This is a genomic window from Kribbella sp. VKM Ac-2566 (assembly GCF_004366005.1).
Taxonomy (GTDB): domain Bacteria; phylum Actinomycetota; class Actinomycetes; order Propionibacteriales; family Kribbellaceae; genus Kribbella; species Kribbella pratensis.
In genome coordinates this window covers 401,264-421,162 of sequence record NZ_SODT01000012.1, presented here as the reverse complement: position 1 = coordinate 421,162, position 19,899 = coordinate 401,264, and the positions used below count along the sequence as shown (strand labels likewise).

Annotated in this window: 19 protein-coding genes and 1 tRNA gene; 8 read left to right on the top strand and 12 right to left on the bottom strand. The window is 67.8% G+C overall.

Annotated features, from left to right (window positions below; all coding sequences use genetic code 11):
- The first annotated feature begins 8 nt into the window (after positions 1-8).
- Positions 9-848, top strand: a complete 840-nt coding sequence (locus EV647_RS29060) for a methionyl-tRNA formyltransferase (protein ID WP_134008451.1) — start codon at positions 9-11, stop codon at positions 846-848.
- 428 nt (positions 849-1,276) lie between these two features.
- Here EV647_RS29060 and rplA read toward each other — a convergent pair whose 3' ends face one another.
- The 5 genes from rplA to EV647_RS29035 form a co-directional block, all read right to left on the bottom strand.
- Complete coding sequence (gene rplA, locus EV647_RS29055) at positions 1,277-1,999, bottom strand: 50S ribosomal protein L1 (RefSeq protein ID WP_134008448.1); 723 nt, start codon at positions 1,997-1,999, stop codon at positions 1,277-1,279.
- 74 nt (positions 2,000-2,073) lie between these two features.
- The gene (gene rplK / locus EV647_RS29050) at positions 2,074-2,505 is read right to left on the bottom strand and encodes a 50S ribosomal protein L11 (protein ID WP_132319511.1); all 432 of its coding nucleotides are present in this window, start codon (positions 2,503-2,505) and stop codon (positions 2,074-2,076) included.
- Between the two features lie 12 nt (positions 2,506-2,517).
- The gene (gene nusG, locus EV647_RS43165; protein WP_370344271.1) at positions 2,518-3,426 is read right to left on the bottom strand and encodes a transcription termination/antitermination protein NusG; all 909 of its coding nucleotides are present in this window, start codon (positions 3,424-3,426) and stop codon (positions 2,518-2,520) included.
- 358 nt (positions 3,427-3,784) lie between these two features.
- Entirely contained in the window at positions 3,785-4,027 is a 243-nt protein-coding gene (gene secE, locus EV647_RS29040) for a preprotein translocase subunit SecE (RefSeq protein WP_134008442.1), read from the bottom strand.
- Positions 4,028-4,082: 55 nt separating this feature from the next.
- Positions 4,083-4,155, bottom strand: a tRNA-Trp gene (locus EV647_RS29035).
- 290 nt (positions 4,156-4,445) lie between these two features.
- On the opposite strand from EV647_RS29035, the gene EV647_RS29030 reads away from it, so the two are divergent.
- The 4 genes from EV647_RS29030 (at position 4,446) to EV647_RS29015 (ending at position 8,711) form a co-directional block, all read left to right on the top strand.
- Positions 4,446-5,639: a pyridoxal phosphate-dependent aminotransferase gene (locus EV647_RS29030; protein ID WP_134008439.1), complete on the top strand. Its 1,194-nt coding sequence runs from the start codon at positions 4,446-4,448 to the stop codon at positions 5,637-5,639.
- A 37-nt stretch (positions 5,640-5,676) separates the two neighbouring features.
- Positions 5,677-6,711 (top strand): adenosine deaminase, encoded by a 1,035-nt coding sequence (locus tag EV647_RS29025; RefSeq protein ID WP_134008436.1) that lies wholly within the window; start codon positions 5,677-5,679, stop codon positions 6,709-6,711.
- A complete protein-coding gene (locus tag EV647_RS29020) occupies positions 6,678-7,277 on the top strand; it encodes a histidine phosphatase family protein (RefSeq protein WP_134008433.1) in 600 nt (199 codons plus the stop codon). Before EV647_RS29025 ends, EV647_RS29020 begins: the two co-directional genes overlap by 34 nt.
- A 63-nt stretch (positions 7,278-7,340) precedes the next feature.
- Positions 7,341-8,711 (top strand): TrpB-like pyridoxal phosphate-dependent enzyme, encoded by a 1,371-nt coding sequence (locus tag EV647_RS29015; RefSeq protein WP_134008430.1) that lies wholly within the window; start codon positions 7,341-7,343, stop codon positions 8,709-8,711.
- A 3-nt stretch (positions 8,712-8,714) separates the two neighbouring features.
- Here EV647_RS29015 and EV647_RS29010 read toward each other — a convergent pair whose 3' ends face one another.
- Positions 8,715-9,218: a hypothetical protein gene (locus EV647_RS29010; RefSeq protein ID WP_134008427.1), complete on the bottom strand. Its 504-nt coding sequence runs from the start codon at positions 9,216-9,218 to the stop codon at positions 8,715-8,717.
- Between the two features lie 449 nt (positions 9,219-9,667).
- On the opposite strand from EV647_RS29010, the gene EV647_RS29005 reads away from it, so the two are divergent.
- Genes EV647_RS29005 through EV647_RS28995 form a run of 3 tightly spaced genes read left to right on the top strand, consistent with a single transcriptional unit; the run spans position 9,668 to position 12,293 of the window.
- The gene (locus tag EV647_RS29005; protein ID WP_134008424.1) at positions 9,668-11,014 is read left to right on the top strand and encodes a hypothetical protein; all 1,347 of its coding nucleotides are present in this window, start codon (positions 9,668-9,670) and stop codon (positions 11,012-11,014) included.
- Positions 11,011-11,649, top strand: coding sequence for a 2'-5' RNA ligase family protein (locus EV647_RS29000; RefSeq protein WP_134008421.1), 639 nt, complete (start codon positions 11,011-11,013; stop codon positions 11,647-11,649). Before EV647_RS29005 ends, EV647_RS29000 begins: the two co-directional genes overlap by 4 nt.
- Positions 11,646-12,293, top strand: coding sequence for a hypothetical protein (locus EV647_RS28995; protein WP_134008418.1), 648 nt, complete (start codon positions 11,646-11,648; stop codon positions 12,291-12,293). Before EV647_RS29000 ends, EV647_RS28995 begins: the two co-directional genes overlap by 4 nt.
- On the opposite strand, the gene EV647_RS28990 is transcribed toward EV647_RS28995, so the two are convergent.
- The 6 genes from EV647_RS28990 to EV647_RS28965 are packed head-to-tail and all read right to left on the bottom strand — an operon-like array spanning position 12,287 to position 19,803.
- Positions 12,287-14,509 carry an FAD-dependent oxidoreductase gene (locus EV647_RS28990; protein ID WP_134008416.1) on the bottom strand — a complete coding sequence of 741 codons (2,223 nt, stop codon included), beginning with the start codon at positions 14,507-14,509 and terminating at the stop codon, positions 12,287-12,289. The genes EV647_RS28995 and EV647_RS28990 overlap by 7 nt on opposite strands.
- A gap of 11 nt (positions 14,510-14,520) precedes the next feature.
- Positions 14,521-15,396 carry a MurR/RpiR family transcriptional regulator gene (locus EV647_RS28985; protein WP_238177446.1) on the bottom strand — a complete coding sequence of 292 codons (876 nt, stop codon included), beginning with the start codon at positions 15,394-15,396 and terminating at the stop codon, positions 14,521-14,523.
- Positions 15,397-15,418: 22 nt separating this feature from the next.
- Positions 15,419-16,798, bottom strand: a complete 1,380-nt coding sequence (locus tag EV647_RS28980; protein WP_134008410.1) for a hypothetical protein — start codon at positions 16,796-16,798, stop codon at positions 15,419-15,421.
- Positions 16,795-17,619 (bottom strand): carbohydrate ABC transporter permease, encoded by an 825-nt coding sequence (locus EV647_RS28975; protein WP_134008407.1) that lies wholly within the window; start codon positions 17,617-17,619, stop codon positions 16,795-16,797. Before EV647_RS28975 ends, EV647_RS28980 begins: the two co-directional genes overlap by 4 nt.
- Positions 17,612-18,544 (bottom strand): carbohydrate ABC transporter permease, encoded by a 933-nt coding sequence (locus EV647_RS28970; RefSeq protein WP_134008405.1) that lies wholly within the window; start codon positions 18,542-18,544, stop codon positions 17,612-17,614. Before EV647_RS28970 ends, EV647_RS28975 begins: the two co-directional genes overlap by 8 nt.
- Complete coding sequence (locus EV647_RS28965; RefSeq protein WP_238177445.1) at positions 18,544-19,803, bottom strand: ABC transporter substrate-binding protein; 1,260 nt, start codon at positions 19,801-19,803, stop codon at positions 18,544-18,546. The genes EV647_RS28970 and EV647_RS28965 overlap by 1 nt, the downstream gene beginning before the upstream one ends.
- Positions 19,804-19,899 lie beyond the last annotated feature (96 nt).

Sequence of the window (19,899 nt, the reverse complement as noted above, 5' to 3'; positions counted from 1 at the left end):
GGGGAAACATGAGCTTGCGGATCGTCGGCCTGAACGCGTTCCTGCCGGGATTCCGGCTCGTGCACGAGTTCGCCGAACGGAACGGACACGAACTGGTGCTGGTCGCGACGCTGCCGGAAACCAGCAGGTACGGCGCCTCCGACCCGATGGTCGCGGGTCTGCCGGACGACCTGAACGTGCTGATCACCCGCAAACTCCGGACCGTCGCCGCGCCGGTGATCGCCGCGCTCCGGCCGGACGTGATCATCTCGGCCGCGTTCCCCCGCCTGATCCCGGACGAGATCCTCGAAATCCCGGCGTACGGCGCTGTCAACTGCCACCCGTCACCGCTGCCGGCCGGACGCGGGCCGACACCGCAGCGGCTGATCTACGAAGGTGACGAGCGGGTCGGAGCGACCGTGCACCGGACAGCGGCGGAGTTCGACACCGGCGCCATCCTCGCCCAGCGGATCGCGCCACTGCCCGAGGACCTGAACGGCTCCGGGCTGATGCAGTGCTGGCGGACGCTGCTGAGCGAATGCCTGGACGAGGCGGTTCCCAAACTCGTCGCCGGCGATCCCGGTCAACCGCAGGACCCGGCGTACGCCTCCGACGCGCCGCTCTTCACCGAGGACGAACGACTCCTCGACCTCACCGAACCGTCCCGCGTGATCCGCCGCAAGGCCGCCGCCCTCAACGTCACCGCACCCACCGCCCAGGTCGAACTGGACGGCACCACCCACCTCATCACCCGAACCGACCCGGCCACCCACCACAGCACCGCCGCCCCAGGCACCATCCTCGAAAAACACCCCAACGGCTGGACCATCCAAACCGCAGACCACCCCCTCCGCCTGACCCACGCCTGATCCGACGCACCCCCTCGACCGACAGACCGCGGTCACCCCGTGGTCCTCGAGTCGTGGACCTCGGCGACCAAACGCACATCCACGGATCAGTCACTAAGAGCGGTTAGCCCCTCGCGTGCAGGGGTCTCCCCTCGCGTATCAGTAGAGAACCCACAACGCGAGGGGATAACCCATCGTCAACTCGACGGGCGGTAGCTCACGAGCCGGGGAGTGGGCACAGACGCGTGACTGGAGATAGGTGCTGGTGACCGGGAACAGGCAATAGCAGGTGCCGACTCACCATTACCTGTTGCACGACCCCGGATTGGACTGATCACCACCCGTACGTCGGACAGGACAGCCGGATGACCCGCCTCGGGCGACAGAGACAGCAAGCCCCCGGGGCCAGTTCAGGTCCCGGGGGCTTGCTGTTGATGAGGTGTGGAGGATCAGGCCTCGACCGCGTCCTCGGTGAGGTTGCGGCTCAGGTTGGGGTCAACCTGGACGCCCGGCCCCATCGTGGTCGAGAAGACCGTCTTCTTGATGTAGCGGCCCTTGGAGCTGGCCGGCTTCAACCGGAGGATCTCCTCGAGTGCGGCGCTGTAGTTCTCCACCAGCTGGGCCTCGTCGAACGACGCCTTGCCGATGATGAAGTGCAGGTTCGCGTGCCGGTCGACCCGGAACTCGATCTTGCCGCCCTTGATGTCGTTCACGGCCTTGACCACATCCGGGGTCACCGTGCCGGTCTTCGGGTTCGGCATCAGACCACGCGGGCCGAGAACCCGGCCGAGGCGGCCGACCTTGCCCATCAGGTCAGGGGTGGCGACGACCGCGTCGAAGTCGAGCCAGCCGTCGGTCACCTTCTTGATCAGGTCGTCGTCGCCCACGAAGTCGGCGCCGGCGGCCTTCGCGGCCTCGGCCTTCTCACCGGTGGCGAAGACGAGGACCCGTGCCGTCTTGCCGGTACCGTGCGGAAGGTTGACGGTGCCACGCACCATCTGGTCGGCCTTGCGAGGGTCGACCCCGAGACGCATCGCGACGTCCACGGTGGAGTTGAACTTCTTGCTGCCGGCCGCTTCCTTGGCGAGCTTGATCGCCTCGAGCGGCGTGTACAGGTGATCGAAGTCGATCTTCTCTGCGGCGGCGCGGTAAGCCTTGCTGCGCTGTGCCATGACTGGTTCCTCTCTGGGGTGTGGTCTCCGGGCGGCGCTTCGCCCTGCCACTACTACGTGTGAAGTGGTACTGCTCAGCCGTCGACGGTGACGCCCATGGAGCGCGCCGTACCCTCGATGATCTTCATCGCCGCGTCGATGTCACGGGCGTTCAGATCCGGCATCTTGGTGGTGGCGATCTCGCGGACCTGGTCCTTGGTGATCTTGCCGACCTTGTCGCGCTGCGGGACGGCCGAGCCCTTCTGCAGACCGGCGGCCTTCTTGATCATCTCCGGCGCCGGCGGCGTCTTGGTGATGAAGGTGAAGGAACGGTCCTCGTAGATGGTGATCTCGACCGGCACCACGTTGCCACGCATGGATTCCGTCTGGGCGTTGTACGCCTTGCAGAACTCCATGATGTTGACGCCGTGCGGACCGAGCGCGGTACCGACCGGCGGGGCCGGCGTCGCTGCACCGGCCTGGAGCTGCACCTTGACCAGGGCAGCGATCTTCTTCTTGGGAGGCATTCTGTCGGGTCCTTAGACTTTCTGGATCTGGTTGAAGCTGAGTTCCACCGGGGTCTCCCGGCCGAAGATCTCCACCAGGGCCTTGATCCGCTGGGCCTCGGCATTGATCTCCGTGACTGTGGCGTGCAGGGTCGCGAACGGCCCGTCGACCACCATGACCGAGTCGCCCACACCGAAGTCGGCGACCTCGACCTTCTTCTTCGCCGCGGTCTTGGCGGGTGCGGCGCCGGCTTCGGCTGCCGCCGCCTCGGCTGCCGCCACGACAGCCGGAGCGAGCATCTTCTCGACCTCTTCGAGGCTGAGCGGGACCGGCTTCTGGCTGTTCCCGACGAAGCCGGTCACCGACGGCGTGTGCCGCACGGTCGACCAGGACTCGTCGGTCAGGTCCATCCGGACCAGCACGTAGCCGGGGAGGACGGTGCGCTTCACCATCCGGCGCTGACCGTTCTTGATCTCGGCGACCTCTTCGGTCGGCACGATGATCTCGAAGATGTAGTCCTCCATGTTCAGGGAGTTGATCCGGTTCTCCAGGTTGCCCTTGACCCGGTTCTCCATCCCTGAGTACGTGTGTACGACGTACCAGTCGCCGATCTGCGAACGCAGCCGGCTGCGCAGCTCCTCGAGCGGGTCGCCCGGCTCTTCGGGCTCCGCCTCCTCGGCCTCCGCGTCGTCCTCGTCGTCGTCCGTCGCGGCGGCGGCCGCAGCCGCCGCGTCCACGTCGGCGTCGTCGTCACCGGACTCGTCGTCACCGGACTCGTCGTCACCGCTGGAGAAGACCACCTCGTCAGCCGCGGCAGGCACCTCGGCGGTGGTCGGCGGAGCGGTCTCGGCGGTCTCGTCGGCCAGCTCCTCGGCGGCGTCCTCGACGTCGTCCTCGGTCACGAACTCGGCGGCCTCGGAATCGTCAGCCGCCGGGACCACTACCACCGGCTCGTCGTCGGACGTGTCGGTGTCCGCCCGCGGCGTCTCCGCCTCGTCGTCGGCGGAGTACTCGTCGTCGTCCACATCGTCCTCGTCCTCGCCGGCGTCGTCGTCGTCGAGGCCCGCGAACGGGTCGTCGTCGTCATCGTCGTCGTCAGCGAACAGATCGTCATCGGTGGCGGTCTCGTCGAAGTCGAGATCGAGGTCGGCGTCGGATACGTCGAACTCGTCCTCGTGGTCGAGGACCTCGTCGTCGCGCTCGGACACGTCGTACTCCGTCATCTGTGGATCGGGGTCTTGTTCTGCTTCGGGTCGGGTCAGGAGCCCGGGACCTACGGTCGGATCGTGGTGGGCAGCCTCAGCCGAAGATCTTGAACATCGCCCAGCCGAAGGCGAGGTCGAGGACCGAGACGATCGCGATGACGAACACCACGAAGGTCAGAACGACCACGAAGTAGGTGGAGAGCTGCTTGCGGGTCGGCCAGACGACCTTGCGGAGCTCGGCGACCACCTCGCGGTAGAAGCGCAGCAGGCCGCGGCGCTGCTTCCCTTCCGCAGGCTTGCCGGCGCCGGACGGTGCCGGGGTGCGCGTCTCCGTCACGACCTACCTCTTTCGCTAGCGGCGGCCTGACCGGCCCTGCGCCGGTCAGGATTTGCAGGGCACGAGGGACTTGAACCCCCAACCTTCGGTTTTGGAGACCGATGCTCTGCCAGTTGAGCTAGTGCCCTCTGCAATCCATCCGGACGCCGCGTCGGACCTGATCTCGGGCATGCCGGATCAGGGCCACCAACGCCCGGACCTAGAGAAGTGTACGGGGTTCGAGCCACCTGGTCGAACTCAGCCTCTCGGCAACAGTTCGGCCTGGCCCTGCCCGCACGACCCCTGGTTGGGCGCCGCACCGCGGACAGAACCATACAGCCTCCAGTAGGTCTGAACGGACGGTGCCCCCGGCGCGTTCCCCGCCCACCCCGTGAAACCCGGGAGCACCGCCGTACGGCGTGGTGCCAGGATGGGCCGCATGGGTTCCAGGATCTCGGCGCGGATCGGCGCCATCAGTGAATCGGCGACGCTGGCGGTCGACGCCAAGGCGAAAGCACTCAAGGCAGCCGGGCGCCCGGTGATCGGGTTCGGCGCCGGCGAGCCGGACTTCCCGACGCCGGACTACATCGTCGAGGCGGCGGTCGCGGCCGCGCGGGATCCGAAGAATCACCGGTACAGCCCCGCGGGTGGCCTGCCGGAGCTCAAGCAGGCGATCGCGGACAAGACCAAGCGGGACTCCGGGTACGAGATCGAGGCCTCCCAGGTCCTGGTCACGAACGGCGGCAAGCACGCGGTCTACAACGCGTTCGCGACGCTGCTCGACCCGGGTGACGAGGTGCTGCTGCCGGCGCCCTACTGGACGACGTACCCGGAGACGATCCGGCTGGCCGGCGGTGTACCGGTCGAGGTGCTCGCCGACGAGTCGCAGAACTACTGCGTCACCGTCGAGCAGCTGGAGGCGGCCCGGACCTCGAAGACCAAGGCTCTCCTGTTCTGTTCACCGTCGAACCCGACCGGTGCGGTCGACAGCCCGGAGGCGATCGAGGCGATCGGTCGCTGGGCGCTCGAGCACGACCTGTGGGTCATCACGGACGAGATCTACGAGCACCTGACGTACGGCGACGTACGGGCGACCTCGATCCCGGTCGCCGTACCGGAGCTGGCCGACAAGACCGTCGTACTGAACGGTGTCGCCAAGACGTACGCGATGACCGGCTGGCGGGTCGGCTGGATGATCGGGCCGAAAGACGTCATCAAGGCCGCGACGAACCTGCAGTCGCACCAGACCTCGAACGTCTGCAACATCGCCCAGCGGGCCGCACTCGCCGCGGTGTCCGGCGACCTGAGCGCGGTCGACGAGATGAAGGTCGCGTTCGACCGGCGCCGCCGCACCATGGTCCGGATGCTCAACGAGATCCCCGGCGTCGAGTGCCCCGAGCCGACCGGCGCGTTCTACGCGTACCCGTCGGTCCAGGGCGTGTTCGGCAAACAGATCAACGGACGTACGGCGACCACGTCCGCCGAGCTGGCCGATCTGATTCTGGACGAGGTCGAGGTGGCGGTCGTGCCGGGTGAGGCGTTCGGCGCGCCCGGGTACCTGCGGCTGTCGTACGCGCTGGGAGACGACGACCTGGCCGAGGGCCTCGGCCGGATTGCCAAATTGCTGAGCTGATTTCGCGGGGCAGGTAGGGGATCGGTAACCTTCGGTAATGACGCAGCGGGATCTGCGGGTGCTGCCGAAAACACACCTGCATCTGCACTTCTCCGGGTCGATGCGGCACCTGACGCTGGTCGAGCTGGCGGACAAGCACGGCGTACGGCTCCCGGACGCGCTGCGGACCGATTGGCCTCCGGAGCTGTCGGCGGCGGACGAGCGTGGCTGGTTCCGGTTCCAGCGGCTGTACGACATCGCCCGCTCGGTGCTGCGGACGGAGGACGACGTACGGCGTCTGGTCCGTGAGGCGGCCGAGGACGACCGGGCGGACGGCTCGCGCTGGCTGGAGATCCAGGTGGACCCGTCCGGGTACGCGAGCCGCTTCCACGGCATCACCGAGTTCACCGACCTGGTGCTGGACGCAGCCCGCGACGCGTCGGCGTCGACGGGGATCGCCGTCCAGGTCATCATCGCCGCCAACCGGACCCGGCATCCGCTCGACGCCCGCACTCTGGCGCGGCTGGCATCGCAGTACGTCGGACGTGGCGTGGTCGGGTTCGGCCTGTCGAACGACGAACGGCGCGGTACGACGTCCGAGTTCGAACCGGCCTTCCGGATCGCCCGCCACGCCGGGCTGCTCGCGGCGCCGCACGGTGGCGAGCTGTGTGGTCCGGCGACTGTCCGCACCTGTCTGGACGAGCTGGGTGCGGGCCGCATCGGCCACGGTGTCCGCTCCGTCGAGGACCCTGACCTCCTGAAGCGCGTCGTCGACGCGCAGATCGCGTTGGAGGTCTGCCCCGCGTCCAACGTCTCGCTCGGCGTCTACCGGCGTGCTGAGGACGTCCCGCTCCGCAAGCTCTACGAGGCAGGCGCCCGGATCGCGCTCGGCGCGGACGACCCGCTGCTCTTCGGCTCCCGCCTGGCAGAACAGTACGAGACCGCCCGCATCGTCCACGGCTTCACCGACCCCGAACTGGCCGACCTCGCCCGCAGCTCGGTCCTCGCCTCCACCGCCCCACCCGAGGTCCAGAAAACCCTCCTCACCGAAATCGACGAATGGCTGGGAACCCCCGCCACAGTCCCGGCCTGACCTACCTGGCCCGCCACGGCCAAACCGAGTGGAACGTCGCCGGCCGCCGGCAAGGGCGTCTCGACTCGCCACTCACTCCGCTCGGCCTCGAACAGGCCCACCGGAACGCCCAGTTGCTGGCCGGCGAAGGTATCGACGCGATCTTCGCCAGCCCCCTCGAGCGAGCACGGCGTACGGCCTCGATCATCGCTTCTGAGCTCGGTCTGACCGTCGAAGTTGTCGACGACCTGGCCGAGATCGACCACGGGTTGTGGTCGGGTCTGGAGTCGGGGCAGATCGACGCGCGCTGGCCGGGGCAGCGGGATGCGCGGGAGCGGGAGAAGTACACCTATCGGTTTCCGAAGGGTGAGAGCTACGCGGACGGCGAGGTGCGCGCCGGACGGGTGCTGGAGGAGGTCGGACGGAGCGGCGTACGGCGGCCTTTGCTGGTGTCGCACGAGATGATCGGGCGGATGCTGCTGCGACGGCTCGGCGTACCGGATGCGCTCGGTACACGGCAGCCGTCCGATGTCGTCTACCGTGTGCGCGCCGGTGGGGTGCTGGAGGGGTTGTCGAGTTCCGGATAAGTGCTGGTTGCGTTCCGGTTCAGGTCATTGTCCGGGGGGCGGTGCGGGCCTAACTTTGCGTGCATGACGCCGACGAAGATCCTGCTGCCAGAGGAAGAGCTGCCGACCCGTTGGTACAACGTGCTGCACGACCTGCCGACGCCTCCGCCGCCGGTGCTGCATCCGGGTACAGGGCAACCGATCGGGCCGGACGATCTCACGCCACTGTTCCCGATGGACCTGATCCTGCAGGAGGTCTCACAGGAGCAGTACGTCGACATTCCGGGTGAGGTGCTCGATGTCTACCGGCTGTGGCGGCCCAGTCCGTTGTATCGCGCGCACCGGCTGGAGAAGGCGCTCGATACGCCGGCCCGGATCTATTACAAGTACGAAGGCGTCTCACCGGCGGGATCACACAAGCCGAACACAGCGGTCCCCCAGGCGTACTACAACGCGAAGTCCGGCGTCCGGAAGCTCACGACCGAGACTGGGGCCGGCCAGTGGGGAACGGCGCTCGCGTTCGCCTGCGCGCAGTACGGCTTGGAGTGCGAGGTCTGGCAGGTGCGGGCGTCGTACGACCAGAAGCCGTACCGGCGGACGATGATGCAGGTGTTCGGGGCGACCGTGCACCCGAGTCCGTCCGACCTGACCGAGGCCGGGCGGAAGATCCTCGCCGGTGACCCCGACTCCACCGGCTCGCTCGGGATCGCGATCAGCGAGGCGGTCGAGGCCGCCGTGCAGGATCCCGAGGTGCACTACGCGCTCGGCTCGGTGCTCAACCACGTGCTGATGCACCAGACCATCATCGGCGAAGAGGCGCTGATGCAGCTCGCGATGGTGGGCGAGACCCCCGATCTGATCGTCGGCTGCACCGGCGGCGGATCGAACTTCGGCGGCCTGGCGTTCCCGTTCCTGCGGGAGAAATGGGCCGGCCGGATGTCTCCGGTTGTGCGCGCGGTCGAGCCGGCGGCGTGCCCGTCACTCACCCAGGGCACGTATGCGTACGACTTCGGCGACACCATCGGGATGACGCCGTTGATGAAGATGCACACGCTGGGCCACGACTTCATCCCCGATCCGATCCACGCGGGCGGCCTGCGGTACCACGGCATGAGCCCGCTGATCAGCCATCTCTACGAGACCGGCGAGATCGAGGCGGTCGCCAAACCACAGTCCGAGTGCTTCGCCGCCGGAGTCCAGTTCGCGCGGACCGAAGGCATCGTCCCCGCGCCCGAGCCCACCCACGCCCTCGCGGCCACCGTCGAAGAAGCGCAACGCTGCAAGGAATCCGGCGAGGAGAAGGTTATCCTCACCGCCCTCTGCGGCCACGGTCACCTCGACCTCGCCGCGTACGACGCCTACCTGTCCAACGCCATCACCGACCGCACCTGGGAGGACTCCGAGATCCAGTCAGCAGTCGCCGAAGCCCTGACCCATCTGCCGGCGATGGGCTGACAGTCAGCGGCCGCCACGCTTCCACCACGGCTTGGGCCGCTTCGCCACCGCGGTGAGCCATTCCTCCGGGATGGCCCACCCGCGGGAGGTCAGCGCGTCGAAGTACTGCACCTTCAGGCTGTCCGGCAGCCAGTACGTCGCCTTGTGGCGGCCGGACGCCTCGAAGTACGTCGTACGTTGGCGACGGCTCCACACTGTCGCCTGACTCGAGCTGTAGGCGAGGCGTACGTAATCCCAGCGCGCCTGTTCGTCGTCCATGTCGAAGGCGCGCTCGACGGCGCGCGCCTTGCCCTGCGGCTCCTGCTCGATCTCGTCGATCAACTTCTGCACGACAAGGCGATCGTCGGTGAGCTCCGTCGGCAGCTGTAGTCCCACCGGATCCAGCACCACCGCACCCAACCGCGGCCGCGCCACCTCCAGGAACACCTCGAGCAGCGCGAGCCCTTCCTCCGCCCGCCCGAACCGCTCCAGCTCGGCATGCAACGTCGTCACGGCTTCCTCGGGCATCCCACAACTTTAGAGGTCTCGCGAGTAGGTGGCGCCGTCGCGAGCGTCGTCCAGCGGAGTGCTGGGCAAGGCGGAGGAGGGAGGCAGGACGGAGTCCTGTCGACCGACGACAACGCCGCCCAGTGCCCGCGGGGCGGCGCGTAGCAGGCGCCACCTACTCGCGAGACCTCTTAGAGGGCCACCTACTCGCGGGACCTCTTAGAGGTCCATCGTCGAGGGGCTGCCCCTATCTGCCCCGGGATGCCCCACCTTCCTCACGCTCAGCAACCGTCAACGCGCGCCGAAATCACCGTCGATTCGTCGCCGCGGACCATCCACGGCGGTCGAGAACCCCTTTTTCCACAGGGATTCGGGGCAGATCGGGGCAGATCGGGGCAGCCTGGGGCAGATCGTCCACAGGACCCGATTTCGCCGTCGCAGAGGGTGTTCGGCGTCTTACAGTTACCGCCATGTCAGGGCCGAACGAGTTTCTCCGCGAGGCGCGGGAACGCACCCCCTCACGGCGCGCGCCGGGTGAACACATGTCCCGGAGCGAGCTGGCCGACACCATCTGCGCGTGGCTCTGGGACACGACCGAGATCAAGTACGAGCTCGACGGCCACTACATCGCCAAGCTGGAACGCGGCGCGGTCCGCTGGCCCGGCGCGGCGTACCGCTCCGGTCTGCGCCACGTGCTCGGCGTTGCCTCCGACAACGACCTCGGCTTCTTCCCGCCCTCCGGCGTCTCCCTGACGGAGCCGGAGTTGGCGCCGCCGGCGTCGATGGCCGGCCACGACGACGACCTGGTCAACGCGGGCGACGAGTCGATCGCATTGCTGTCGTTCGCCGAGGAGTCGAACGTCGGCGAGCTCACCGTCGAACAGTTGCAGGCCGACATCGAGCGGATCGCGCAGTCCTACCTGCGGACGCCGATCCGGCCGCTGTTCGCGAAGAGCCGCGCGATCCGCGACCGCGCCTTCGGGCTGCTGGCCGGCAACCAGTCGCCGCGCCAGTCCCGTGACCTGTACGCGGCCGCCGGCTGGGCGATCACGCTGCTCGCGTGGATGTCGGTCGATCTCGGCCGGCCGGATATCGCCGAGGGTCATACCCGGACGGCGTGGGCCTGCGCCGAGGCCGCGGATCACGACGTACTGCGGGGCTGGATCCGCGCCACCCAGCACACCGCCGCGTTCTGGCAGGAGGACTTCGCCCGCGCGGCGGCGTACGCCGAGGACGGCCTGCGGTACAACGCCGGCACGGCCAGACTCTTCCTCGCCAGCGCCGCCTCCGTCGACCACGCCCGCGCCGGACGCACTGACAAGGCTCGTGACCTCCTCGACGTCGCCCGAACCCTCGCCGTCCGCCCCGCCGATTCGGAACCAGGCGGCGTCCTGCTCTGTACGCCGGAACGCGCCGAAGGACTGTGGGCGGACACGCACCTGGCGTTCGGCGACGCCCAGCGCACCGCGGATCACGCCGACCACAGCATCGCCCTGTTCGAGGCCGTCCCGTACGCACTCCGGAACGCCGGCTCCGAACGGATGGCCCGCCTCCAGCAGGCGAAGGCGCGGCTGCTCCTCGGACACCTCGACGGTGCGATCGAGGCGGTCGACCCGGTGCTGGAGCTCCAGCCGGAGTACCGCGTGCGCCCGTTGATCCAGCGTGTCGCCGAGGTCGCCGCCCTGACAGCGCCGTACGCGCGCAGCCCGAAGGGCCGGATGCTGCGGGACCGGATCGCCGAGTTCACCCAGCAGCCGGGACTGCCGACGCGGCTGACCACCCCGAACCGACGACGCGTGATCGAGGAGCACACATGATCAAGGAAGTCCGCGATCACTGGTACTGGCGCCCGAACTGGCGGCCCGGGCGATCGTTCTACACATGGCACGTCGTCTTCCCGAACGACGCCGTGCTGACCGACGTGCACGCGGCGTACCGGCGGCTGGTCGATTCGCTGCCCGGGATTACGCCGGTACCGGTCCAATGGCTGCACCTCACGTTGCAGGGCATCGGGTTCGCCGACAAGGTCCCGCAGTCGGACCTCGACCCGATCATCGACGCGGCGCAGCGCCGACTCGAGTACTTCCGGCCGTTCGAGATCAAGCTCGGCCCCGCGGTCGTCGACGCCGAGAGCCTGCAGCTCCCGGTCTCCCCCGTCGACCGCCTGCGCCGTCTGCGGGCACAGCTCCGTGCCGCGATCACCGACGTCTGGGGCAGTGACTCCGTGCCCGCACTGCCCGAGCTCGACCCACACGTCTCACTCGGCTACTGGAACCAGCCTGCCCCTGCCGAGCCGCTCCGCCAACGCGTCAACGCTCTGGCCGGGGGCGTCGCCAGAACCGAGATCAGCCGCGTGAGCCTCATCAACCTCAACCGCGATCACCACCAGTACGAGTGGACCACCTACGCAACCCTCCAGCTCGGAGCCCGGCCGAGCGGAGCGAACCCATGAGCGCAACCACAACCAGCCCGTTGGCCGGTGACGCGGCCTCGCTGATCATCCGCGCGCTCCTGGACTTCCGCAGCCTCTGGACCACCCATGACCTCGTGACGACCACCGGCGTTCCGGCACAGATCATCCGGCGGGTGGTCAACCGGCTCGAGCGCGAAGAACTCGTAGAGCGTCAGGCGCCCGGAGTCATCGCCGTACCGAGCTGGCTCACTCTGCTCCGCCGCTGGAACGAGGAGGTCCGCTTCAGCCGCGACGTCCGTGTGACGTACTGGCGCAGCAAGCACGGCGCCCAGCCGCTCCTGGACCGCGTCGCAGCCACACCAGTTCGTCACGCGGTCAGCGGCGCGCATGCGGCACGGGTGTGGGTGCCAGAGACACCGGCCGGCCCGACCGTGATCTACACCCCCGATGCGCGAGCTGCGGCCACGGTGTGGGAGCTCGTGCCGGCCAGGGGCAGGGCCATCATCCTGGCCGAGCCTTCCGGGGATGTGGTGTACACCCGCTCCCGGAAGACCGACAGCGGCATCCGGCTCGCCGCACCCGCACAAGTCCTCGCAGACCTACTGACGGGTGCAGCGTCGGCCGGTGCGGCTGAGCCTCTGACGCACTGGATGCTGGAGCACGAACTCGAGTGGCGTTACTGAGCCGACGAGTAGGCGCGGATGGAGACCACGTGCGCGCGTGGGGCGCCGTTGGTACGTCGGGTTGTGAGGCGGAGCTGGGTGACTCGGGTGGGGGTCTCCAAACGGTGGTGCTGGGTGCGATGGTGGTTGTCGGTGACCTGGGCGATCTGCTGCCACGGGCCGTCGCCGTTGCGGACCTCCACGTCGTAGTCCGCCACAAGAGTGGGGAGCGACTCGAACGGCGTGCGGTGATGGTGGAGGTTGATGAGGTCCTCTTGGACGTCCGCGTCCAGGATGACGACGATCTCGGACAGATCGACCGGCTCGGGCCAGGCGAGTTCGAGCCAGGGCTCGGAGTCCCAGGCGAGGTCTTCGGACGACCACAGATTCGGGCCGCCGTACGGGCGGGAGTAGCCGCCGATCACCTTCTCGGGTGCGTACGCCGCGGTCTCGCCGAGGCGGATGCAGAGGCCGCCGCGGGGCAGGACGTGTTTCCAGGCACGGAACTGCTCCGTCCACTGCTCGTCGGGCGCCGGATCGCGACGGGCGAAGTGAACCGTGCCGGGGAGTCCCGTCGCAGCAGTGTGTACGGAGATGTCCGGTGTGCTTCGCAGTACGACGAACGCGTTGGACGGAGCGGACGGACGCCAGGCCAACGGGACGTGGATCCAGCGCTTCTCGCCGGGCGGCACCTCGACGGTGCAGGAGTCGACGAGCTTGGCCGGGAGGTAGTTCTGCGCCTTGACCGGGTCGTGGAGCTCGACGGTCAGGGAACCTCCGGTGGAGTCGACGAGTAACTCGAAACCGTCGAGCGCGGGGTCGACCGGAATGACCATTCCGAGGTCTGTGGTCAGCGGCAGCGTTCCGGACGAGACCTCGAGGACCGGTCGGGTCAGGGCGGAGGACGCGGTGACGGTCGCCGACAATGCAGCGTTTTCCGGGTCGTCGTCGATGACGCCCAGAACCGACGAGTCGGCCCGGGTCAGCGCGTGCTTCATCAGGCCGAACCGGTCGTGCGCCAGCTCGCGTGGCGTCAACCCGTTGCGCAGGGCAACAGCTGCGCCGACGCCGGCTGCTTCACCCAGCAACGCACAGGTCGCCATCACCCGCGTCGTACCGAATGCGACATGGCTCGCACTGATGTTCCGTCCCGCCATCCACAGATTCCGGACGTTCCGTGAGTACAAGGAACGGAGCGGAATGTGGTAGTTGCCGTCCGGATGCCAGTGCTTCGATCCGCGTTCGGCCGCGTACACGCCACCGGGCGGGTGCAGGTCGATCGACCAGCCGCCGAAGGCCACGCGGTCGTCGAACTCCGTCTGGTCGAGCACGTCGTGCTGAGTCAGCACGTGGTCGCCGAGGAACCGCCGGTACTCACGTTTTCCGGGTACCGACCCGATCCACTCCAGGGTCAGGTTGTCCGCGTCGAACTGCCCCGAGTTCTTGATGTAGTCCCAGATCCCGTACACCACGGCCTGCAGTTCGTCGCGGATCGCCTCGTTGTCGTCGACGACGTCCAGCTCACCGCCCCACTCGATCCACCAGAACGCGCACCCGTTCATATCGGTCCGGATCACGCGACGTTCCGGAATCGCGGTTTCCGTGACGTCCCGGGCGAACGACGGCGGCACGAACCGCACCGGTTCCCCGGCGTCCTTGCTGTAGAAGAGGATCGTGCTGCCAAGTGTGTTCGAGTCCGGTACGTCGGGAGCCCACGACTCGTCGTACTCCGAACGCGGCTCCCGCCCGGTCCGGTACTCCGCTCCCGCGAGGACGCCGACCAGGCCGTCGCCCGAGCAGTCCACGAACGCCGGGCTGACGAACCGGATCTCCTTCTCGGACCCCATCTGCCACCCGGTCACCGACCGGATCTCGCCGTCCGCGGCCTCCACGGTCCGGACGTCGGTGTTCAGGTACAGCGTTATCCGTGGCTCGGCGCGGACCGCCTCCAGCAGCACGAGATCCCAGTAGTACGGGTTTCCGAGCGGATTCCGGAACTGGTTCTCGACGAACAGCTCACCCATGATGCCGGTCTCGCGGGCGAAGCTCTGGACGCCGTGTGCGGTCGCCCCGCACACCCACACCCGCACCTCGCTGGACGAGTTGCCGCCGAGCACCGGCCGGTTCTGCACCAGCGCCACGGTGCTCCCCTGCCGCGCGGCGCCGATCGCCGCGCAGATCCCGGCGAGCCCGCCGCCGACGACGGTCAGATCGGACTGGACCTCGAGCTGCTGCATGCACAAGCCTTTCAGGTATCTCGCTGTACGACGGGCTGCCCCGGCCCGTTCGGATGATGTGCGGTCAGGTGATCGGGCACCCGCTGCGCGACCAGGACGAACAGCAGGCCGGCCGTCAGTACGTCGCTCGCGCGGCCGGCGAAGAACTCGGTCCAGTTCGCGCCGTTCGGCGTACCGGTGTCGAGGGTGACGTCGGCGATCCGGCCGATCGGCGCGTCCGGCATCCCGGTGATCGCAACCGTGAGCGCGCCCTCCTCGCGGGCGCGCTTGATGAAGTCGAGCGTGGTCGCATCGGTGCCGGACCGCGTCACCGTCAGCGCGACATCGCCCTCGCCGAGTAAGCCGGCGCCGATCTGCGATGACTGCGGACCGTCGAAGAACCAAACCGGGATCCCGATCCGCAGCAGCCGGATGTACAGCTCGCGGGCCGGGATCGCGTCGCCCCACTCGCCGTAGATGTGGGTCCGCCGGGCGCCGGCGATCGCGTCCGCGACCCGGGTGGCCGCGGTCAGGTCGATCGCGGCCAACGCGTTCCGCAGCGCGTTCGCCTGCGTCGACGCGAGCACGTTCAGCACCTGCTCGGGCGGATCCGCCGGGCCGATCGCCATACCGATGTCGCTCGCCCAGCCGGCCTCCAGACCGCGCCCGACCTCCATCGCCAGCGCGGCCCGCAGCGCGGGGTACCCGGCGTACCCGAGGTGGGTCGACAGCCGGGTGACCGTCGCGGCCGAGGTCTGCGCGGCCTCGGCCAGCTTCGTGATCGAACCGCGCGCGACCTCGTCCGGGTTCGCCAGGATGTGTTCGGCGACCCGCTGCATCGCACCGTTCAGCTCGGGCAGGGCCCGCTTGACGAGCTGCAACGGACTCGGACTGCCGGCTCGTTCCATCGAGGAATCCATTCCGTGATCATCACGTATAGACGAACTGGGCACTCGCGACGCCGTCGGCATCACTCACCACCCGTACCCAGTGCGCACTGAACCCGGGCGGGAAAACGTGTGACCGGATCTGCCCTGGCTCGACCGTCAACGTCTCCACCGCGCCGAACCGGCCGTGCCCGTGGAAGTCGATCTCGACCGTGATCGTCAGCGGCATGTCGGAGAAGTTCTCCAGGTGCAGACACTTTCCGTCGAAGCCCGTCATCAGGTACGGATCGGACGGGACGCCGGCGGAAACCGTTGTCTCCCACCACGGCCCACCCCACCCGGCCGGCTTTCCGAAACTCCACAGGTCGTCGGTCTTCCCGAACCACAGCCCGGACTGCGGCTCGGCCGTCGTCGGGTTGAGCCCATGGCTCGGTGAAGCGTTGTCCGCACCCGCCACGAGCATCCCGCGCCACGAGCAGAAGTCGCCCAGGACCCACAGGTGCGTCGAGATCGGGCGGACACCCCAGATCCGGCCGCCGTACGCCCACGGCGACACCTCGTAGAACATCCCGTGGTGGTCCATCAGCAGCCGCTCGTGCTCGACCTCGCGGATCCGCGGCCACTCGGTCTGCCACTTGTGGTCGAAACAGTGCGACGCCTTCGGCAGCCGGTACCGGGTCCACTGCTGGTCGGCCTCGGTGAACACCTCGAGGATCGCCGACGCCCGGTCCCACCCGGTCGCGAAGATCGTCCCGCCGAACTCGTGCCGTCCCCCGATCGCGGTGAACGGATCGTCCCGCAGGATCTTCCACGACGTACCGTCGTACTCGGCCAGCCGGCCGCGCGACCGCTCGCCGGCCCACTCCGGCTCGGCGTACTCGTTGGAGCACACCACGAGCCGGCCGAAACTCGTGTAGCAGTCCTTGTAGTGGACCTTCATCTCGCCGTCGGTCCCGAGCTCGTTGTTGAGATCGAAGAGCTGCCTGCACTCGTACGTCGTGACGTCGAGCTCGAACAGCTCGCCCTCCATCGCGAGCACGTACACGTGCGTGTCCGGTTTCGTCAGGTGCCGCGACGTACCGCAGACCCGCAACGGCTGCAGCTCCGGGATCGTCACGATCTTGTGGTCCGCGGAAATCACGTGCGGTCCGAGGACCAGCTTCGACGTCGGAAAATGCACGAAACGGTTGGTGTACGTTCCGTCCACGCCGAGAGTTTCCGGAACGATTTCCATCGACAGGTCGGCGTCGACCCGGCGCAGGCTGACACCCGCACCGGACCGCGCCTTGTGGGAGTTGTAGTTCTGGACGTAGAGCTTCCCGTTCCACGGCATCAGCGAGCCGATACCGAGCTCGCTGCGCGGCGGTCCGAAGTCGCCGATCTGCGCGAGATGCGGAAAGACACCTGAAACGTTCTGCATCATTTGATCCCTGTATGAGTCATCGCAGCGATGAAGCGGCGTTGCAGGACGACGAACACGATCAGCACCGGCACGATCGAGATCACCGAGGCGGCCATCGTCAGGCCGGGCGCGATCTGGCCCTGTTCGTCGACGAAGTTCGTCAGGCTGAGCGGCAGCGTGTACCGGTCCGGGTTGCTGATCAGCACCAGCGGCGTCTCGTAGTCGTTCCAGGACCAGACGAACGCGAGGATGCCGAGCGCGCTCATCACCGGCGTTGCCAACGGCAAGTAGATCCGGGTGAACACCCGCCATTCGTTGGCGCCGTCCATCCGCGCGGCCTCGGCGAACTCCGCCGGCTGGCTGACGAAGAACTGGCGCATCAGGAACGTTCCGAGCACGGTGAACATCCCCGGCAGGACCAGCGCCCAGAGCGTGTCGTACAGCCCGAGTTTCTGGAAGTAGATGAACCGCGGAACGAGCAGCAGCTGCGCCGGAATGATCGCCGTCGCCAGGTACAGCAGGAACAGCTTGTCCCGGCCCTTGAACGACATCCGGGCGAACGCGTAGCCCGCCATCGTCGCGGTGATCAGCTCCCCCGCGACCCGCAGCAGCGCCACGAACACCGAGCGGCCGAACGCGGGAAGGACCGAGGTCGCCCCGCTCAGGACTGTGCTGAAGTTGTCCCACTGGAACGGGTCCGGGATCCACTGCATCGGGATCTTGTAGGCGTCCACGTCCGGCTTCAGCGCGGTCGAGATCATCCACGCGAACGGTGCCAGGAAAGCGATGGCGAGGATCCACAGCGGCACGCCCCAGATCCATTTGCTGTACTTGTTAGTCATTGAGGGCCCTCCCTCGCTGCGCCCGCCAGGTGAGCAGGGTCAGGACGAGTACGCCGACGAACGTCACCAGGCCGATCGCCGACGCGTAACCGAACCGGTAGAACTGGAAACCGGTCTGGTACATGTAGTACGAGATCGTGGTGGTCGCGTCGCCCGGACCGCCCGCGGTGATCAAGGCGATCAGGCCGAAGCCCTGCGACGCCCCGATGATCAGCGTGACCAGCAGGAAGATCGTTGTCGGCAGCAACGACGGCCAGGTGATCACGCGGAACTTCGCCCACGCGGAGGCGCCGTCGATGTCGGCCGCTTCGTACAGCTGCCGCGGCGCATCCTGCAGAGCGGACAGGTAGATCAGCGAGCAGTACCCGACGCCGCCCCAGACCGCCATCACGATCAGCGCCGGCAGCGCCCAGTGCGAGGACGCGAACCACCCCGGCTGGAGCCCGAACGCGTCGAGGACCTGGTTCACCAGACCGGCCTTCGGGTTCATCAGCATCAACCAGGTCATGCCGATCGCGACCACGTTGACGATGTACGGCAGGAAGAAGATCGCCCGGAGTACGGCGCGACCCGGGAGCGGACGGTTGAGCGCGATCCCGAGCGCGAGTCCGAGGACGACGGTGAGCGGGACCGACACCACGACGTACACGAGCGTCAGGCCGATCGCGTGCCAGAACCCGGGGTCCCGGGCGATCGCGACGAAGTTGTCGATGCCGTTGAAGGTGATGCCACCGAGGCCGGACACCAGGTTCCAGTCCGTGAAGGCGAGCACCACGACGCTGATCAGGGGAATCAACGTGAACGCGATCACGCCGAGCAGGTTCGGGGCGATGAACAGGAACCCGATCCAGCCGGACGGGCGGATCCCGGAGCCCTGCTCGGTCCGGGCCTCGGTGCCGGCCGCGACGACCGTGGCGGTGGCCATCAGGGCCTCCTCTCGTTACGGGCGATCGCGGCGTCGGCGAGCCGCCGTACCTCACGGATCGCGACGCCGGGGTCCTTCTCGCCGAGCCAGCAGAGGTCGCGCTGCTGCTTCACCGCCAGGGAAATCTCCGGAAATCCGGTCAGCCGGGTGTCGGTCGCGAGCTTCGGATCGGACGCCAGGACGACGCGCCGGAACGAGTCGAGGTCGAAGTACTTCTCCGGCTCTTTTCCGAGCATTCCGGAAACGATCTGCTCGTCGGTGACGTTGCCGAGCGCCGGCATCTTGCCGCCCTTGAGCATCGGCGTCGCGCCCTCGGTCAGCCAGAACTTCACGAACGCCCAGGCCGCCTCGAACTTCGGCGACTTCGGGTTGACCATGATGAAGTTGCTGAACGATCCGCCGTTCCAGTTCTGGCCGTCGACGGTCGGCGACGGCGCGAACGCGACCTTGAAGTCGTGCGGGTACTTCTTCGCGTCGTACAGGTAGCGCAGGTTGAACGGCGCGGTCGACCAGAGGTGGAACTCCTCACCGAGGAACGAGTTCTGCTGGTACGCGTCAAGATGCCGGGACAGCACCTCGGTCCACGGGAACGCCGTACCTTCCGCGATCATCTCGCGGCCGAGGCGGAAGCCCTGCTCGAAGTGCGGATCGCCGAAGTTCGAGCGGTTTCCGTCGTACCAGTAGTTCGGCCCGAGGGCGATCCGGGCGACGTCGGGCAGCGTGTACGTGCCGACCGTCTTGTCCGTCGTCAGCTTCTTCGCCGTCGCGCGGAACTCGTCGATCGTCCACGACTGCGGGAGCTCGACCCCGGCCTGCTGCCGGAGCTTCTCGTTGAACAGCACGAAGAACGGCTCCCGCGCGGTGGCGAGCGCCTTGACCTTGCCGTTGTCGATGTACGACCGCGGCTGCTCGGTGTCGAGGAACACCTGCAGGTCCGGGTCCGCCTTCACGCGATCGGTCAGGTCCGCCGCCAGTCCGGACCCGGCCCGCAACGCCATCGCACCCTGCGAGTACGTGAAGTACACGTCGATGTCGACGCCACCCTGGAGGGCGGTGTCGAGCTTGAGGTTGCCGCGGTCGTCGTTCACGAACCGCGTGTAGTTCACCTTGTACTGCGGAAACTTCTCCTGGAACGCCTTCACCACATCAGCCGGCCCGGATGCCGCCGGCACCCCGCCCCACACCTGCAGAGCCCCCGACCGCCCACCGTCACCACCGGAACACCCCGGCACCACAGCAGCCGCCAGCCCTGCCCCCACCCCGGCCAACACCTCCCGCCGAGAAAATCTTTTACGCCTCACAACCCACCTCCCACCAGATTGCGCAAAAGATTAGCGACCCCAGCCCCTCCTGCC

Excerpts from the sequence above, each read along its gene's own strand:
- EV647_RS29060 (WP_134008451.1), top strand. The coding sequence starts at position 9 with ATGAGCTTGCGGATCGTCGGCCTGAACGCGTTCCTGCCGGGATTCCGG.
- rplA (WP_134008448.1), bottom strand. The coding sequence starts at position 1,999 with ATGGCACAGCGCAGCAAGGCTTACCGCGCCGCCGCAGAGAAGATCGAC.
- rplK (WP_132319511.1), bottom strand. The coding sequence starts at position 2,505 with ATGCCTCCCAAGAAGAAGATCGCTGCCCTGGTCAAGGTGCAGCTCCAG.
- EV647_RS29030 (WP_134008439.1), top strand. The coding sequence starts at position 4,446 with ATGGGTTCCAGGATCTCGGCGCGGATCGGCGCCATCAGTGAATCGGCG.
- EV647_RS29025 (WP_134008436.1), top strand. The coding sequence starts at position 5,677 with ATGACGCAGCGGGATCTGCGGGTGCTGCCGAAAACACACCTGCATCTG.
- EV647_RS29020 (WP_134008433.1), top strand. The coding sequence starts at position 6,678 with ATGGCTGGGAACCCCCGCCACAGTCCCGGCCTGACCTACCTGGCCCGC.
- EV647_RS29015 (WP_134008430.1), top strand. The coding sequence starts at position 7,341 with ATGACGCCGACGAAGATCCTGCTGCCAGAGGAAGAGCTGCCGACCCGT.
- EV647_RS29010 (WP_134008427.1), bottom strand. The coding sequence starts at position 9,218 with ATGCCCGAGGAAGCCGTGACGACGTTGCATGCCGAGCTGGAGCGGTTC.
- EV647_RS29005 (WP_134008424.1), top strand. The coding sequence starts at position 9,668 with ATGTCAGGGCCGAACGAGTTTCTCCGCGAGGCGCGGGAACGCACCCCC.
- EV647_RS29000 (WP_134008421.1), top strand. The coding sequence starts at position 11,011 with ATGATCAAGGAAGTCCGCGATCACTGGTACTGGCGCCCGAACTGGCGG.
- EV647_RS28995 (WP_134008418.1), top strand. The coding sequence starts at position 11,646 with ATGAGCGCAACCACAACCAGCCCGTTGGCCGGTGACGCGGCCTCGCTG.
- EV647_RS28990 (WP_134008416.1), bottom strand. The coding sequence starts at position 14,509 with ATGCAGCAGCTCGAGGTCCAGTCCGATCTGACCGTCGTCGGCGGCGGG.
- EV647_RS28985 (WP_238177446.1), bottom strand. The coding sequence starts at position 15,396 with ATGGAACGAGCCGGCAGTCCGAGTCCGTTGCAGCTCGTCAAGCGGGCC.
- EV647_RS28980 (WP_134008410.1), bottom strand. The coding sequence starts at position 16,798 with ATGATGCAGAACGTTTCAGGTGTCTTTCCGCATCTCGCGCAGATCGGC.
- EV647_RS28975 (WP_134008407.1), bottom strand. The coding sequence starts at position 17,619 with ATGACTAACAAGTACAGCAAATGGATCTGGGGCGTGCCGCTGTGGATC.
- EV647_RS28970 (WP_134008405.1), bottom strand. The coding sequence starts at position 18,544 with ATGGCCACCGCCACGGTCGTCGCGGCCGGCACCGAGGCCCGGACCGAG.